Annotated in this window: 10 protein-coding genes and 1 tRNA gene; 3 read left to right on the top strand and 8 right to left on the bottom strand. The window is 51.0% G+C overall.

Features of this window, described 5'->3' with window-relative positions; all coding sequences use genetic code 11:
* Window positions 1-138 precede the first annotated feature (138 nt).
* Both deoC and secA read right to left on the bottom strand, forming a co-directional pair.
* Window positions 139-786 carry a deoxyribose-phosphate aldolase gene (deoC, locus tag ACO08I_RS11595; protein ID WP_282775225.1) on the bottom strand — a complete coding sequence of 216 codons (648 nt, stop codon included), beginning with the start codon at window positions 784-786 and terminating at the stop codon, window positions 139-141.
* A gap of 214 nt (window positions 787-1,000) precedes the next feature.
* Window positions 1,001-4,318: a preprotein translocase subunit SecA gene (gene secA / locus ACO08I_RS11590; protein WP_421949387.1), complete on the bottom strand. Its 3,318-nt coding sequence runs from the start codon at window positions 4,316-4,318 to the stop codon at window positions 1,001-1,003.
* 260 nt (window positions 4,319-4,578) lie between these two features.
* Here secA and ACO08I_RS11585 point away from each other — a divergent pair, with 260 nt between their 5' ends.
* From ACO08I_RS11585 to ACO08I_RS11575, 3 genes are all read left to right on the top strand, one after another.
* Window positions 4,579-5,334: a hypothetical protein gene (locus ACO08I_RS11585; RefSeq protein WP_282775227.1), complete on the top strand. Its 756-nt coding sequence runs from the start codon at window positions 4,579-4,581 to the stop codon at window positions 5,332-5,334.
* The gene (locus ACO08I_RS11580; protein WP_421949386.1) at window positions 5,306-7,069 is read left to right on the top strand and encodes a gliding motility-associated C-terminal domain-containing protein; all 1,764 of its coding nucleotides are present in this window, start codon (window positions 5,306-5,308) and stop codon (window positions 7,067-7,069) included. Before ACO08I_RS11585 ends, ACO08I_RS11580 begins: the two co-directional genes overlap by 29 nt.
* 144 nt (window positions 7,070-7,213) lie before the next feature.
* A tRNA-Cys gene (locus ACO08I_RS11575) sits at window positions 7,214-7,284 on the top strand.
* Between the two features lie 315 nt (window positions 7,285-7,599).
* Here the strand turns inward: ACO08I_RS11575 and ACO08I_RS11570 are convergent.
* The 6 genes from ACO08I_RS11570 to ACO08I_RS11545 form a co-directional block, all read right to left on the bottom strand.
* Entirely contained in the window at window positions 7,600-7,716 is a 117-nt protein-coding gene (locus tag ACO08I_RS11570; protein WP_421949385.1) for a T9SS type A sorting domain-containing protein, read from the bottom strand.
* A gap of 263 nt (window positions 7,717-7,979) precedes the next feature.
* Window positions 7,980-8,828, bottom strand: coding sequence for a glycoside hydrolase family 16 protein (locus ACO08I_RS11565; protein ID WP_282782557.1), 849 nt, complete (start codon window positions 8,826-8,828; stop codon window positions 7,980-7,982).
* Between the two features lie 186 nt (window positions 8,829-9,014).
* Complete coding sequence (locus tag ACO08I_RS11560; protein ID WP_421949384.1) at window positions 9,015-11,744, bottom strand: carbohydrate-binding protein; 2,730 nt, start codon at window positions 11,742-11,744, stop codon at window positions 9,015-9,017.
* A 128-nt stretch (window positions 11,745-11,872) separates the two neighbouring features.
* Window positions 11,873-12,913: a T9SS type A sorting domain-containing protein gene (locus tag ACO08I_RS11555; protein ID WP_421949383.1), complete on the bottom strand. Its 1,041-nt coding sequence runs from the start codon at window positions 12,911-12,913 to the stop codon at window positions 11,873-11,875.
* A gap of 158 nt (window positions 12,914-13,071) precedes the next feature.
* Window positions 13,072-13,905, bottom strand: a complete 834-nt coding sequence (locus ACO08I_RS11550) for a PKD domain-containing protein (RefSeq protein WP_282782562.1) — start codon at window positions 13,903-13,905, stop codon at window positions 13,072-13,074.
* 41 nt (window positions 13,906-13,946) lie between these two features.
* Window positions 13,947-15,719, bottom strand: a complete 1,773-nt coding sequence (locus ACO08I_RS11545) for a RagB/SusD family nutrient uptake outer membrane protein (protein WP_421949382.1) — start codon at window positions 15,717-15,719, stop codon at window positions 13,947-13,949.
* Between the last annotated feature and the right edge of the window lie 11 nt (window positions 15,720-15,730).

The following is a 15,730-nucleotide window of genomic DNA, read 5'->3' as shown; positions in this document are numbered from 1 at the left end:
AAAGTGGCGATTGCCATAGCTGAACGGTCAAAGCTATGCTTTTTAAGCGCAGATTTCAGGATGGACAGAGACCCGGGCTTGCATCAAAATCTACGTGTGCCGTTAGCCCTGATGCGTGCAGAGGAACACGGCCCGTCTTTACCCGCCTATGATCGCAACTCCTGAAGATGTGCCGATACGTTCCGCCCCTGCTTTAATAAACTGCTCGGCTTCCCAGCGGGAACGGATACCACCTGAAGCTTTGATCCTGGCTTTCCCGTTGGCCAGGCGCTTTAGCAGTTCGACGACCTCTAGTGTAGCTCCACCACCATTAAACCCGGTTGAAGTCTTCAGGTACTCCACCTCTTTATCCAGGCAAATGCCAACAACCCGCTCGATCTCCTCCTGAGTGAGCAGCGCAGTTTCGAGGATAATCTTTATTTGTTTGCCTTTGAGGTGGGTCGCTGTGGTCAGGCTGTCGATGTCATTGGTGACGTAGTTCCAGTTGCCGGATTTCACCGCACAAATATTGATCACCGCATCAATTTCGGAGGCCCCTTCATCGATTGCTCTTTTGATTTCTTCTATTTTGGAAGGAGTAGAGGCATAGCCCATAGGGAAGCCAACTACGGTAGCTACAGCAACGGGGCTGTCTTCGCAAAGGTCAGCAGCCCGTTTCACATGGAAAGGAGGTACGCAGACAGCTGCGAACTGATGCTGCCGGGCTTCCCGGCACAGTTGCTCAATGTCTTCCATTGTGCAATCAGGTCTGAGGATCGTATGGTCAATGTAACCATTTAGGTTCATCTTGGTAATCAGGGTTTATTCTTTCAGGGATAGAATTATTCAGCGGTGCAATATATCACAAATATCCTTTTCGGATGGCATTCCTTTCTAATTCGTGCGGAGAATGATTGTTAAACCCGGTTGCCTTGTCAGAAATCTACCCGGATTAGGGTATAAAACAAAGCCCGGAATCAGGCGGGCTGTTCCGGGCTTCGTCAGTAAGGTTTAACTAGGCTTATCTGCCATGGCAATGCTTGTACTTCTTGCCACTGCCACAGGGACAAGGCTCGTTTCTGCCTACTTTCTTTTCGTTGCGAACCACAGTCTGAGGCTTGGGCTGGCGGCTCACGCCCTCAGCAGCTGCCCTTGCCGCACGTTCCTCCGCAGACCGGTTGGTTTTGACTTTGCTAAGGTCTGTCCGTTGCTCGCGTGCCTGCTCAAGGGTCCGGCCATCAGCAAAGATGAGGGTACCTCTTGAAAGATAAGACGTTACCTGCTCGTTGATTTCAAAGATGAGCTGCTCAAACAAATTATAAGCCTCCATCTTGTAGATCACAAGCGGGTCCTTTTGCTCAAAGGAAGCTGCCTGAACAGATTCCTTAAGCTCATCCATAGACCGCAAGTGTTCTTTCCATCGCTCGTCAATAATGGCAAGAGTGACTGCTTTTTCAATGTCCCGGCGGATTGATTTGCCTTTGGTGGTTATAGCAGATTCCAGGTCTGCGGTAACAGCCATGGGTTTTGTCCGGCCATCACTGAATGGGATCACGATCCGCTTAATCTGATTCTTCTCCTCATGCTTCTCGATGAAGAAGGGCATCAGTGCATCCGTAATCTGAGTCATCTTACGGTCGTAGAACTCGTCGAATTGTTGTTGGAACCGCTCCTTAACTTCTGTTTCGGGTGCCTCCTTAAAGTCGATGGCATCCATTTTGGGGTCCATGCCCAGAACGCCAAGAGCATCGCGGCGGAAACTCTCAAAGTCGCCCGTTTCCCGGTGGGTAGCCACCAGGTTTTCGAGCATGCCCTCAAACATATTATTGACGTCAACGGAAAGGCGCTCACCGGAAAGAGCATTGTCGCGTTTCTTGTAGATCGCTTCCCGCTGAATGTTCATTACGTCATCGTACTCCAGCAGCCGCTTACGAATACCGAAGTTGTTCTCTTCCACCTTTTTCTGCGCCCGCTCAATAGACTTGGTCACCATAGAGTGCTGAATGACCTCGCCCTCTTCGTGGCCCATGCGGTCCATTAGCTTGGCAATGCGCTCGGACTGGAAGAGGCGCATGAGGTTGTCTTCCAGCGACACATAAAACTGTGAGCTACCGGGGTCGCCCTGACGGCCGGCGCGACCGCGCAACTGCCGGTCTACCCGGCGGGAATCATGGCGCTCGGTACCAATAATAGCTAAACCACCACTGTCTTTTACTTCCTGCCCGATTTTGATGTCCGTACCCCGGCCGGCCATGTTGGTGGCAATGGTGACATTGCCTGGCTTACCGGCTTCGGCAACCACTTCTGCCTCGCGCTGATGCTGCTTGGCGTTCAGTACGTTGTGGTTGATGTGGCGGAGCTTCAGCATCCGGCTCAGGACCTCGGATACCTCCACGGAGGTTGTACCCACCAGTACCGGGCGGCCCTGCTCCGTCAGGTTGACGATCTCATCAATCACTGCGTTGAACTTCTCCCGCGCGGTCTTAAAGATCAGGTCCTCCCGGTCGTCCCGGACGATTGGCCTGTTGGTGGGAATGACGGCCACATCCAGCTTGTAGATTTCCCAAAGCTCGCTGGCCTCCGTCTCTGCTGTACCCGTCATACCAGATAGCTTGTGGTACATCCGGAAGTAGTTCTGTAGCGTTACGGTGGCGTAAGTCTGGGTGATATCACCAATCTTTACATTTTCCTTTGCTTCCAGTGCCTGGTGCAATCCGTCAGAGTAGCGGCGGCCTTCCATCATACGGCCCGTCTGCTCGTCCACGATTTTCACCTGCCCGTCCATGACTACGTATTCCTGGTCTTTCTCAAAGAGCGTGTAGGCTTTCAGCAGCTGGCTCATGGAGTGCAGGCGCTTGGACTTGACCGAGAAATCCTGGCTAAGTTTGGTTTTGGCTTCCTGCTTTTCCTCTTCGGTCATCGAATCATTATCATCGATTTCGACCATAGAAGTGGCTATATCTGGCATGATGAAGAATTCGGGGTCAGAGGTGCCCTGAGAGAGGTACTCTGCGCCGAATTCAGTCAGCTCAACGTTGCGGTTCTTTTCGTCTATGGTGAAGTAGAGCGGCTCATCTACAAGGTGCATGTTTTTGGACTGCTCCTGCATGTAGAAGTTCTCAGCTTTTTGCATGGCTACCTTTACACCATCCTCACTCAGGAATTTGATCAGTGGGCGGTACTTCGGCAGGGCGCGGTAGGCGCGCAGGAGAGCCATCCCGGCTTCTCCTTCCTGGTAGCCTAGTTTACCTTCTTTAAACAAGCGTTTGGCCTCGGCAAGGTACTCCGTAGCCAGCTTGCGCTGTGCAGCAATGAGTTTTTCTACAAAAGGGCGCAGGCTCACATATTCCTGGTCTTCGCTACCCTGAGGGACGGGTCCGGAGATGATCAGGGGAGTCCGGGCGTCATCAATCAGTACGGAGTCGACCTCATCGATCATGACGAAGTGGTGCTTGCCCTGTACTTTCTCGTCAATGGAGCGCACCATATTGTCCCGTAGATAATCGAAGCCAAATTCATTATTGGTACCGTAAGTAATATCGCATTTGTACGCTTTGATACGCTCGTCGGAATGCGGGCGGTACTTATCGATACAGTCAACGGTAAGAAACAGGAATTCGAAGATAGGGCCGACCCATTCCTGGTCACGGCGGGCGAGGTAATCATTCACGGTGATAACGTGTACGCCCTGCCCGGACAAGCCATTGAGGTAGGCCGGGAGGGTAGCCACGAGGGTCTTACCTTCACCGGTTGCCATCTCTGCGACTTTGCCATCGTGCAGGACCATACCACCGATCAGCTGTACGTCATAGTGCACCATATTCCAGGTGATTTCACCACCGGCAGCCATCCAGCTGTTTTTCCAGACTGCCTGATCTCCTTCGATGGAGACGTAGCCTTTCTTGGGGTCCGCTGCAATATCCCGGTCGTGCCCGGTAGCTGTGACCCGTATTTCAGAGGAGGCTGAAAAGCGGCGGGCAGTCTCCTTGACTACAGCAAAAGCTTCGGGTAGGATCGACTTCAGGATTTCTTCGAGGTGCTTGTCACGGTCTTTTCTGAGCTCGTCCAGTTCTCCGAAGAGCGCTTCCTTGCGATGCAGTTCCTCTTCCTCGTTAGCTTCGGCCCGGGCTTCCGCAATATCTTTGTCGATACCGGCCAGGTGCTCGGCGATGCGGGTGCGGAATTCCTGCGTCTTATTCCGCAGCTCATCGTTGGAGAGGCCAGAGAGCTTTTCGAAAGCCTCGTTAACCTCTTCAACGACAGGCATATACGTGTTGACATCTCGCTCCTGCTTGGTGCCGAACACTTTTTTAATGGATTTTGCTATAGCATTAAACATATGAGAAAATTTCCAATGTTAGTCTTTTATTGTGGCGCAAAGATAAATATATTTGCGGCGTTTAGAGCATCTGTTGGGCGGGTAGCCGGATGATCTTGGTCCTTCCTCTGCATTTATCGTACCATTACCTTTAACCGTGCCATTTTGGCACATACAAAATAAACAGAATGAAATAATTATAGGTTGATAAAAGCGTTGATTAATAGCAGACAAGCTTTGCTTTTTCCGGGTTTTTCCGGTGAAAACCTGTTTTTCATATTATGATTGATCTGAGGTTATTTGTTTCAGCTCTTTTTATTGTCATTTTCGTCACCGGACTGTCATCCTGTCGCGAAAACGGGCCTAAAGACATCCGTGATTACTACTTCCCGCTGCGGGAACTGGAGGACGGTCTGGTTTATGAATACGAGCCGGTACACCTGGATTCCCTTACGCCTGCCTATTGGTATTACCGGTCGTTTATTCAGGAGGAGGGCGTGTTCCTAACCGGTACTTACTACGAGTATGACCTTGTGCCTCTTCAGTTGGTGCGTGAGGAGCTGGTACGCAACGGTATGCTGGTACAGGATGTTTATTTGTACGAAGAAGAGGCCGATAGCTCCGGGCAGCAGAACCGCACAGCCGTTGAGGTGTTGCAGGGAAGTGCCTTCCCTTTTGAAGTGACGGACAGCTCGGGTGTTTTTTTATATAAAATCCGCTGGGCGCCCCCTCAGGACAGCGGAGCGGTACTCACGCTGGTCAAAAACCGGCGCTATTTGAAAGACACCGTGGTGCAGGCACTGGGAGAGAATCATGATGCGGTGGTTTTCGACGTCCGGGAGTTGCTCTCTTATGACAAGGAAGGTGTTTTTGAACAGGAATACGGCGGCCGTGAAATTTATGCGGAAGGCATAGGGCTGGTCTATTACGATAAGAAAATTGGCGGGAGCATGGCGTTGAGTTATGCGCTTAAACGCCGGTATCCCATGAACGAACTAGAAGAACAGTATGAACAAAGAATCAGAGCAGCGCAGTAAATATGGATGGATAGCGATAATCCTTTTTCTTGGCCCCTGGGCCTCCCTTTCGGCGCAAATCGCCCCGCCCGGGTTTTTGTGCGTCAGCAACGATACCCTGCGCTGGGACCTGCCGGTGGTCAACTGCGGCCCGGTTAATAGTTATGAAATCTACGCCAGCCAAAACGAGAACGGGCCTTACACCCTTCTGGCCTCCGTCACAGATCTTGCCGCTGATTTTTTCTACCATGATTCGCCTGGGGCCGGCACCTGGTACTATTACTTGCAAACCAATGCCGACTGCCCCGGAGAACCGGTGGTGGCTTCTGATACCCTCGATTCGCTTATTCCGCTCCCGGCGGTACTACAGTCTGTCTCTGTAGAGAATGGGGACGTGGTCGTCAACTGGGCGAACAGCCCGTCCCCGGAAGTAGTGGGCTACATCATTTCCCGGGAGGTAGATGGAGTCGGCTCGGTGGTCCTCGATACCGTCTTTTCCGGCAATACTTATCTGGATACCGGAGCAAGCCCGGGCGCTCAGCAGGAAACCTACTTCATTGAATCGATTGACCCCTGCGGCAATAAAAGTATTGTTGCTGCACCCCATTCGACCATTTTGCTGGAAGCCAGTGACTTCGACAACCCCTGCATCCGCAATGTGACGCTTTCCTGGACACCTTACATCGGATGGAATAGCGGCGTGGCAGAGTACCGGATTTTCGAAGCTGCCGATAGTTCTTCCTGGGCTTTGGCCGGGACGGTGGATGGGGCTGAAACCGAATTCCAATACGAAACCACTGAGAACGGGCGTGAGTATTGTTTTTCCATCGTTGCCATTCAAAATAATGGAGATCAGCAAGCCCGGTCGAATACGGTTTGCGCCACCGCCATGATCAACGACCCGGTGGAAACCCTCGTGATGGCCAATGCCACCGTTATGAATGGCGAAGTACAGCTCCAATGGTTTTGGAACGATAATGCACTCATTGACAGCTACACCCTGCAGCGGGCCGGTGCTAATAGCAATTTTGCCGGTTTGCTTACGCAGCCTCCGGTTCTGCCACTCAGCAATCAAAATACATACACGGATGCGGGTATCAACCCTTCCACTGAGTCCTACTCCTATCAGGTGCTGACCACGGATGCCTGTGGGGTGGAGATGACCTCCAATACCGCTGCAACGATCTGGCTGCAAGCAGAGGGCCAAAACGGCATCAACACCCTGGAATGGACCCCATACACCAACGGGCAGGGCACCCTTCAGGGCTACCGGGTCTTCCGATTGGAAGCTGGTGCGCCGATAGAGCTGGGCTTCTTCGACTCCAACACCCTGACTACCGCCGATGAGGTAGACCTCAGCGACCCGGATCAGGCTCAGGCCTGCTACTTCGTGGAGGCAGAAACCATGGTTGAAGTCGGTACAGACACGGTGATAGCTCTCCAAAGCCGCTCGAACCTTGCCTGTGCAATACAGACGGCCAAGGTCTATGTCCCCAATGCCTTTTCTCCCAATAACGATGGCGTAAACGATATCTTTCGCCCCTACCTCCAGTTCGGTACCCCATTGGCCTACAGCCTTCGGATATTTGACCGCTGGGGCGGGCTCGTCTTTGAATCCCAGGATTACGATCAAGGCTGGGACGGGCTGCGTGGTACGGAGCCTTTAAATATTGGTGCCTACGCCTATCAGCTCCGTATCGAGCAGGCAGACGGCACCCTTATTGAGCGTTCCGGAGAGATCTACCTCGTCCGTTAAAAAAGAATAGCGGAAGGGAAACTTTATGCTCCGTTCCGCCGTTTTTCTAGTGTTCTCAAACAAAGGATAAAATTAGTGCCCAAAAGCTGGGTGCTTTTGAAAAAAGCTTTATATTTGCAGTCCGCTAAAAATATAGCGGCAAAGGGTTGGGTGGCCGAGTGGCTAGGCAGAGGTCTGCAAAACCTCGTACGGCGGTTCGAATCCGCTCCCAACCTCTAAGCACTTCACAGCCTCTTCGCGACAGCGAAGGGGCTGTTTGCATTTCAGGCAGGTCGAAAGTTCACTTTCGTAAGTGGCTGAAATACAAACAGCCCACCGCCGTCAGGCGGAGGCTGTGGAGGGCTTTGAATCTCCACCAGTTGCGGAAGGGGCGCAGCCCAATCCGCTTTCCCAAGTCCTTTCTGACAGCCCCTCTCTAAAGAAAAGCACAAGCCATGCCCATAGCAGACAGCTTGTGCCTCACCATACATCAGGTGTTTAAGGACGGGAATCATGCCCCCTGGTAAAATTGGGGTTTAGTCAGGCAGAGGTCATGCCCCTGCCAAATCAGCGGACAAGCAACCTGCCAGCCAGTATTTTTTATCATCGGTTTGGATGCGATAGAGATAGAGGCCACTACTCAGGCTTGCCCGGTCAATTCGTGGCATAGCTTAACTGGTATTATCATTTTGCAGAAAGCTGGATAAAAGTATTGTTAGGGCTACCCGTGCGGCAGAGGCGAATGAGGCGGTTGGATTGGATATGGCTGTGAGAAGCGCTTCTCTCAGCTAGCCTTCTCCGAAGGCGTTAGGGCACAAAAGCCCTCATGGCATAGGGCTGTCCAATATACAGCCCCAGCCATAAGAACAAAAAATTAGTGTATGAGACTAAAAATGTATCAGCGCGGCTCTTCCGTAATAGAATGGCCTGGCTAATCTTTATATTCATGCTTTACCCAATCTACCTCCATCGTCCACTCCCCCTCCATTGGAGAGTCGGTAATCTTTGCATAATTCAAAATCGCAAACATGGGCTCCGGATAGTTGTCGCCTTGCCCAATATTGCGGTACACTTCTTTGCCGTCCAGGCGGTAGACCAGATCACTGCCTTCCCATTCTACGGCATACTCATGATATTCGTTTAGCGTAGCATCAACGCCCTTGCGCATGCTCCACCAGTCACCTTTATCACATTCTCCCAGGCTTTTTATCGCTCCCGTGGTAAAGTGGTCCTTTTGATGGTCACCGTGGTGTTCGAAAATGTCAATTTCACCAGATCCGGTCATAGGCCAGCAAACATTTTCATCTTCCTCCTGAACGGGTGGCTCATTGTTTTGGGCACCCAAAATCCACCAGGCGGGAAACATGCTGGCTTCTCCGTTGCTCCACAGCCTCAGTCTGGCAGTCCATCTTCCCTTAATGAATTCTTTGCGGTTTTTTGAGGTGATGCGGCCAGCGACAAACTCTGTATCGGGGTGCTGTTTCCCGTATTTGTCCAAATTGTCGCAGGGGCGCTTTTCTCCGATGTTGACGACCTTTAATTTTAATGTGCCATCACTCACCTCCCGGGTGCCGAATTCTCCATCGGGGACATAGCAGTGCGTTTCATTGTTTACCCAGATCTGCTGGTCCTGCCAGTTTTCCGGATCGAATGTATCAAAGTCGTCAAAGAAATCTACCTTCCAGACAGAGGTTGTATGGCTGTCTTTCGTTTCTTGATGCCCTAAATAGAGGGTTAAGTTTAAGGAGACAACAACCCCCATGGTTAAAACATACTTCATTGCAATTGATGTTAGTGATCAGTTAGATTTCATCTTATTGAAGGGGGGCGTAAAAGCTGAGAAGGGGCTTTTCCTGAGGCTGTTTTTTCGCAGACTTGCAAAATGGGCTCAGTCCCCAAGAGCAGTGCTGAGCCATTCAGAGCCCACCGCAATTCCCCTGCAATCCCCCCCCTTTTTGTTGGCTAGTTAAAGCTTGATCAGCGTTTTTGAACAGGCAGTGCCATCTGAAAACCGGATGAATAGATAGTAGCAACCGCTTGGCTGGCTACCAAGGGATATCGTTTCTTCAATTTGCGCTGCTTTTGGGAGAGGCCGGTTTACAACGACCTGGCCATCTGCAGCGTATACTTGCAGGCGCACTGCTTGCTTCCCCGGTGTATTCAGTTGTAACTGGTACATGCCCTCAGATGGGTTTGGGAAAACAATTGCCGTTTCGTCCAATTCTTCTTGGACAGAGGTAGTGCCTAAGCTGAACTCCATCCAGTTGAGGTTGAAAGGAGCGGCTGTAATCCGTGCTCTGAGCGTATAGCGCCCTGAGGGGAGGTCAGCCATTTGCTGAGTTGTAGACCAGCTCTGCCAATCGCCCGTTGGAGTGAAACTTGCATTCTGAATGACGAAAGCATTTCCTGCTGTATCTATGAGCTGCAGCTCTATCCCTCCGGAGCCAAATTGAGATGCCGTACGGTAGCTAACCTGATAGGCTCCCGGAGTAGTGATATTGACTTCGTAGTCTAGATAATCACCAGGGTCAAGATAAGCAATGTTCTGCCCGCCCCCTTGATCGGTAGTTTCTTCGAGCTCGATGCCTTGCTGCACACGGAAAGCTTCCGCTTCGACCCGGCCAGGCAATTGGTGAACGAATGGGAGATTGTTTTTAACTTTTTCGAGGGTAAAAGGGCTGAGTGCAACCCCATCATTAGCCATCACCTCACTTCCACTGTAAGATATCCGGATGTCTTCTGTTGATTTCAGAAGATAATCTACCGAAAAGAGGAATTGTTTATGGTTGTCCGGGTCGATTTTCACCGAAGTAATGGGCACACTATTTCCGTCTACATGTATCTCAAAACCGCTGGGCGCAGCCGGCAGTGCCTCATTCATAGCTTTGTTGGTGTTCATTTTTATGGTGTACTCATCTACAGTGGAGGCTTCCATAAACCGAGTGAACACCTCTGCCGGAGCAAGCGTTGTGCCTACGAATTCGAAGCTGCTGATGTTGAAGCCGGCAGCATCAATATAAAGCCGGATTTTTTGGGCATTGCTATCAAGGATGACATTGGGGATAACAACCGTTTCCCAGTTTTGCCATCCACCGGTTGGAGGCATGAAGCTGGTTGGAGTGATGGCAGTGCCATCGGCAGCAAAGTGCAGCCTGCCACCGGAACCTCCGGAAGCGACCCTAAGGTGGATGTCATATACCCCGCTTTCCATTACATCCGACTCGTACTGCATCCATTCCCCTGTTTCCGTAAAACCAATATGAAACCCATTCGTATTGAGGGTATCTGAGCAGGGTTCAATATCCACGCCATCGTTTCGGTAAGCCCAGCCATTATTCCAGGCCGTGTAGTTGCCGGTGGATACATGGTAGTTGGCAACTACTTTGTCGTAGTAAGCTTCCCCAACGACCCCCATATCAAAGTCAGTGGCGTAGATAACGCCGGGGATGGTATGCGGCTGATGGTAAGGTACCGTTTCATCAGAGCGCACCTGCCTGAACATAGCGTCAATGACATCTTGCTGAAGTATACAGTTTTCCGTTTTCAGCCCTTCAGTGATTTCCATAAGTGTGGCTGCTGCAAATGCCGGATCAGGGGCAGGGCCATTACCGTTCCAATAATCCAGCAGTGATTGGTATTCCTCGGTTTTGACCACTGAAAGAGGACCGGAAATGGATTCAATTTTTTTCATAGGCCACCAGGCCCAGCCAATGCCCAGGTCTTCCAGAAGTTGGATGGCATCCCGGAACCATACATTAGAGTTTTCTCCACTCTCTCCAAGGTAGAGTGGGACGTTATAAGTGTTCCGGATATCCAGCACCCACTGCATAGTCGCTACATCATTATTTGACCAGTACTTATGAGGAGAATAAACGATATTGTCATCCCACGGTGGTGTAAGGCCCGTAAAATCATTGGCCCACCAGTTGCCTTCGATGATGAGCATGTGAGTGGTATCTACGGTGCGGATGCTATCTGTAACTTCTTCGTACAGCTCCCGCAACAGCACATTGCCGGGCAATTCCCAGTTGGGCTCGTTGAGTAGGTCATAACCGGCCACCCATTGCTCGTCAGCGTATCGCTCGGCAATTTTTTTCCACAAGGCGACCATTTTGTCGCGGTTGTCTTTGCTTTCCCAAAGAGAAGGTTTGGTAGGGTCATAGTCACTAATTGCAGCGTCCTGCCCCTGCCCTCCCGGCGCGGCATGGAGATCGAGGATAACGTACATCTCGTTTTGGGCACACCAGGAAATGACACTATCGGTAAGCTCAAAGCCTTTGTCCAGCCAGGTCTGCTCGCCGGGTATTGGCTCTTCTTCAATAGGCAGCGTAAATAGATTGTAGTGCATAGGCAACCGGATGGAGTTGAAACCCCAGGATTTTAGAGAATCGATATCTGGTTTCCGGACGTGGTTGGCCAGCCAGGCTTCATAGAACAGGTCGGTTTGTTCTTCCCCAATGAGGGCTTCGATAGCCGCTCTGATCTCATGTTGTGGGTTGGCAAAACCAGAGGTTTGCAACATATACCCTTCCTGTACCATCCATCCGCCGAGCCCCATGCCACGGAGGAGTATAGTGTCTTGGTTCTCATTGACGATGGCCTGTCCATGTGTCCTCAGCAGGTGCTGTCCGGCCATTGGGCTGAGCAGGGTGAGGCAAAAAAAGCAAAGGGCAAAGGAGGTTAATTTAAGATTCATTGGGAAGTAAGTTTTATGAAGGCCTGATAATTAAATAGTTCACGTAAAGGAGGTTATTCGCCATATCCCTGAGAGTGGCTAATGGCGAATAACCATCCTGGTTCTAAAGCTCAATTCAATAGTTTGCGTTAGCGCTGTACGATAAATTTACGGGTATAGGTAGCGGTTGCTGTATTGACGCGTACATAGTACAGGCCTGTGGCATAGTCAGTGGTGTTTATTTGGTAGAAAGCTTGGTGCGCGGTGTTGAGCGTTTCCATCACTTGCCCTGCCACGCTAACGACCTGTACATTTTTCTCCATTGATGCAGCCTGCTCACTAAAGGCCAGCTGCGTAAAACCTGCTGCCAAAGTGGGGTACAACTCAAAAAGCGTTTTATCCACAGTTACTCCGTTTGTACTGGTAACCTGGCAGGAGCCATCACTCGCACAGTTGCCAAAGCAAGCCATGATTGTGGTATCCGATTGGGTCGCTGGCAGAAACCGATCATTGAAGCTGTCGGGGTCACCACAGGGCAGCCCCTCTAGGTTTTCCTTACAGGACCAGTCGCCACAAGCACCATTTGTAAAGGTGTAGTAGCTGGCAAAACCCATTGGCCTGCGCATGGTAATGGTGTAAATGCCATCGCCATCGGGGTCGATCATTGGATTGTCGCCCGGAAAACCGAAATTGTTACCACCTGCCAGGAAGATACCCGAGGGGTCAATCATCTCGATATTTTCCGTGTTCAGATGGAAAGTGATATCGATGGAGTCCGTAACAATAGTACAGCTTCCATCGCTGTCACAGGTGCCGAAGCAAGCAAGAATGGTGGTATCCGCAGATACGGGTGGCAGGAATCGGTCATTGAAGTTGGCAGGATCGCTACAGGGTAGCCCGGCGATGTTTTCCTTGCAGCTGTAGTCCCCGCAGTTGCCATTTGTAAAGGTGTAGAAGCTGGAAAAGCCGACCTCCCGCTGTAGGGTAATGCTATAAATGCCATCACCATCCGGATCCGTTAGCTCATTATCTCCAGGCGAGCCAAAACCGCTTCCACCTGCTATATAAAGCCCTCCGGGGTCAATCATGTCAATGGTGGCTGTGTTGAGTTCAATGGTGATATTGACCTGCGCTGTCAGGACTGCGGTCAGTGCTGCAGAAAGTAATACCGTAAGTAGTAGTTTTTTCATTTTACTTGGTTTGATTGATAATTGATGAATAAGTCATTAACGGGTCTGGTATAATGCAGACGTTGCGTAGTGGCATAGTAGGAGCAGGGGCACCTTAGGGCATAGGCCTTATGGTGCCTGCTGTTTATGATAAATGTTTGTACTATTTCCAGGTGTGCTTAAAGTCCACGCACTGATACGTTGTCTATTGTCACGCCATTGGTACCATAGTCTGCCCCACCACCTCTGATGACCAGGTACACGGTGCCTCCTTCGGTAAACTGGAACGTACCATCTTCCCCGCTACAGCTGTAAGCCGTGAATAGGCCTTCAAACGGTTCGCCACCGCAGCCTTCCCAAGTATTTAAGCCAAGCCGGATACCGCCGTCGGTATAGTCGTTGCCTGGGGTGGGCACTGTTTTTCCTGCATACACTTCAAACCAGGAATCACTTAGCCCGTTGCAAGTGACCTCCATATTGATTTGGTAAACCTGATTGGCTTCCACCTCAATAGCCTGGTAGACACCCTGCTGTCCCCAGCCACCACCGGACCAGGATGCAGCCCCATTTTCGAACGCGACTTCTACGCCATCTGAGATAGGTAATATAGTCCAGGAATCACTTCCTTCGAATTCCCCGTTTTGAATCAGGTTAGGTCCCAGGAGGTCTGATTCAATTGAAACCGTTTGGAAGCTTTCTGCCGTGCCGCCCTCGGTAAATATTTTAAACCGCACCTCGTACTCTCCGCTGAGTGGGTAGGTCTTGGTAGCGTCCATTCCTTCAGCAGCCGTGTTATCACCAAATGACCAGTGCGTGTACCAGGTTTCTACCTCAGGGTAAGCGGTGAAGGTTAAAGTGTTGGGTTTTTCAGGGTCGGGGGTGTAGGTGAATGCGGCCTGTTCGCTGTCCGGAGGCAGGACAGCTACAGAGTCATCATCATTGTTGCAGCCTGCCAAAAACAGCAGCGCAAAGAGTGATAGAAGCCCGTGTTGAAATTTTATTGCTTTGATCATGCTGTTACATTTTTTAGTTTACAAAAACCTATCCCTGCCGGTTAGTAGCCAGGGTTCTCGATGAGCTTGGGGTTATTATTTACCCGGCCCTGTCCGATGGGGAAGTAGTAATGACGGGGGAAGAAGTTCATCTTTTGAGATTCGGCTACAATGGTTTCATAAGTGAAGGTCTCCTGTCCCTGATCATCCACATGGCGCAGTGAGCGTATGCCCATAATTTGGACACTCAGCGCTTCCTCTGCAATACGCCAGCGTCTTACATCCCAGTATCGCTGATCTTCGAAGGCCAGCTCAATTTTCCTTTCGTTTCGGATACGGTCTCTAAGTTCAAGCCCTGAGTAAGGCTCCAAGCGGAGGTGTTGCTGCAGGCCTGCACGCGTGCGGATGGGCTCAATATAGCTCCGAGCTTCTTCCTCCAGCCCGAGCTCAATAGCTGCCTCGGCAGCATTAAGGTAAATTTCTCCCAGCCGGAAGATGATGCAGTCCTGTCCCGAGTAGTATTGCTGAATGAGTAGTGGTGAGGAGCCATCATTCAGGTATTTTCTTACATAAGCTCCGGTCTTTGTGGCATCGGGATGGATTCCCATGCCATCCTTGCCTATACCTGTTCCGGTGTTGGTATCCAGCTCGCCATTTCTTTCGGTAGCATACCAGGTCTCAATGCGGGAACCCTGGAATACATCGTTATCGGTGAGCAGCGTCCCTTTGAAGCGGGGGTCGCGGTTGTCAAATGGAGCCTGAGGGTCGTACCCTGAACCTTCCTGATCAGGTAGGAGCCCTGTGCTAAGCATTTCGTAGCTATCCATCAGTTGTTTGGATGGGGACATGCTTGAGCCCCAGTCGACCCGGTAGCTGTATGGTGTGTTGTACAAGTCATAGGAGTGCCCTTTTTCGAAAGGGAGCCAGACTTTTACAAAGATCGCCTCATCTTCGGTTTCATCAACGAACAGGCGGTAGTAGTTTTCGGCAGGGTCCGGGTATTGGTTGAAAAGGGTATGCCCGCTGTTATTAATGATTTCTGCTGAGGCATCCAGCGCCTGCTGATAATAGGCTTCGGCATCAGAAGACGGCAGGCCTACCAGGCCGTCCATATCATAAGTGCCATATTTGGCAATGCTCCCTGCATATAGTGCTGCGCGGGATTCCAATGCTTTTGCCGCCCATTTTCCAGCCCGACCTTTCAGCCCATTCCAGCGGTGGGGCAGCAGTTCAAATGCCAACTGTGCGTCCGACAAAACCTGATCATATACAGCTTGTTCTGTATCCCGCTCCGGGAAATATTCTTCCTCCGGGGTGGTATTAGGGTCTTGAGGCTCCAGAATGATGGGTACGCCACCGTAGCGTTTCGCCATTGCAAAATAACAGTATGCCCGCATGAAGTACAGCTCGCCTAAGCGGTGGTCCCGCTCTTCCAGGGTGAGGACATCCTGGCCCACGGCTTCGATGTTTTGAAGCGCGTAGTTGATTTTCCAGATGTTAAAATACCCCCACCAGTCCAATGGCCAGGTATTGTTGGCAGTCCCCCAGTTGCCGGGCCGGAAAGTATTGGAGGCTGGAGTCCAGGCATAAGTACTGCGCGCCAGATCAGAAAGAATTTCCCGGTGAGCGCCAAATCCGGCACCGCCCCCAAAGTCTTTAAGGTAGTCCCATGGCATGTCGTCGTAGATCTTATAGATGTAAGCATCCATTAGTGCCTGATCTCTCCAGACGTCACTGTCGGTGATCCGGTCTAGCGGGGGCTGATTCAGGTAATCGTCACTACAGCCAACAAAAAATAAAGTAAGCAGTAGGAGTAGAAAAGTATTGCGGTTCATTTTGGCTAAGT

Source organism: Phaeodactylibacter xiamenensis (assembly GCF_965229835.1).
Lineage (GTDB): Bacteria > Bacteroidota > Bacteroidia > Chitinophagales > Saprospiraceae > Phaeodactylibacter > Phaeodactylibacter xiamenensis.
This window is presented reverse-complemented; position numbering and strand designations above follow the sequence as displayed.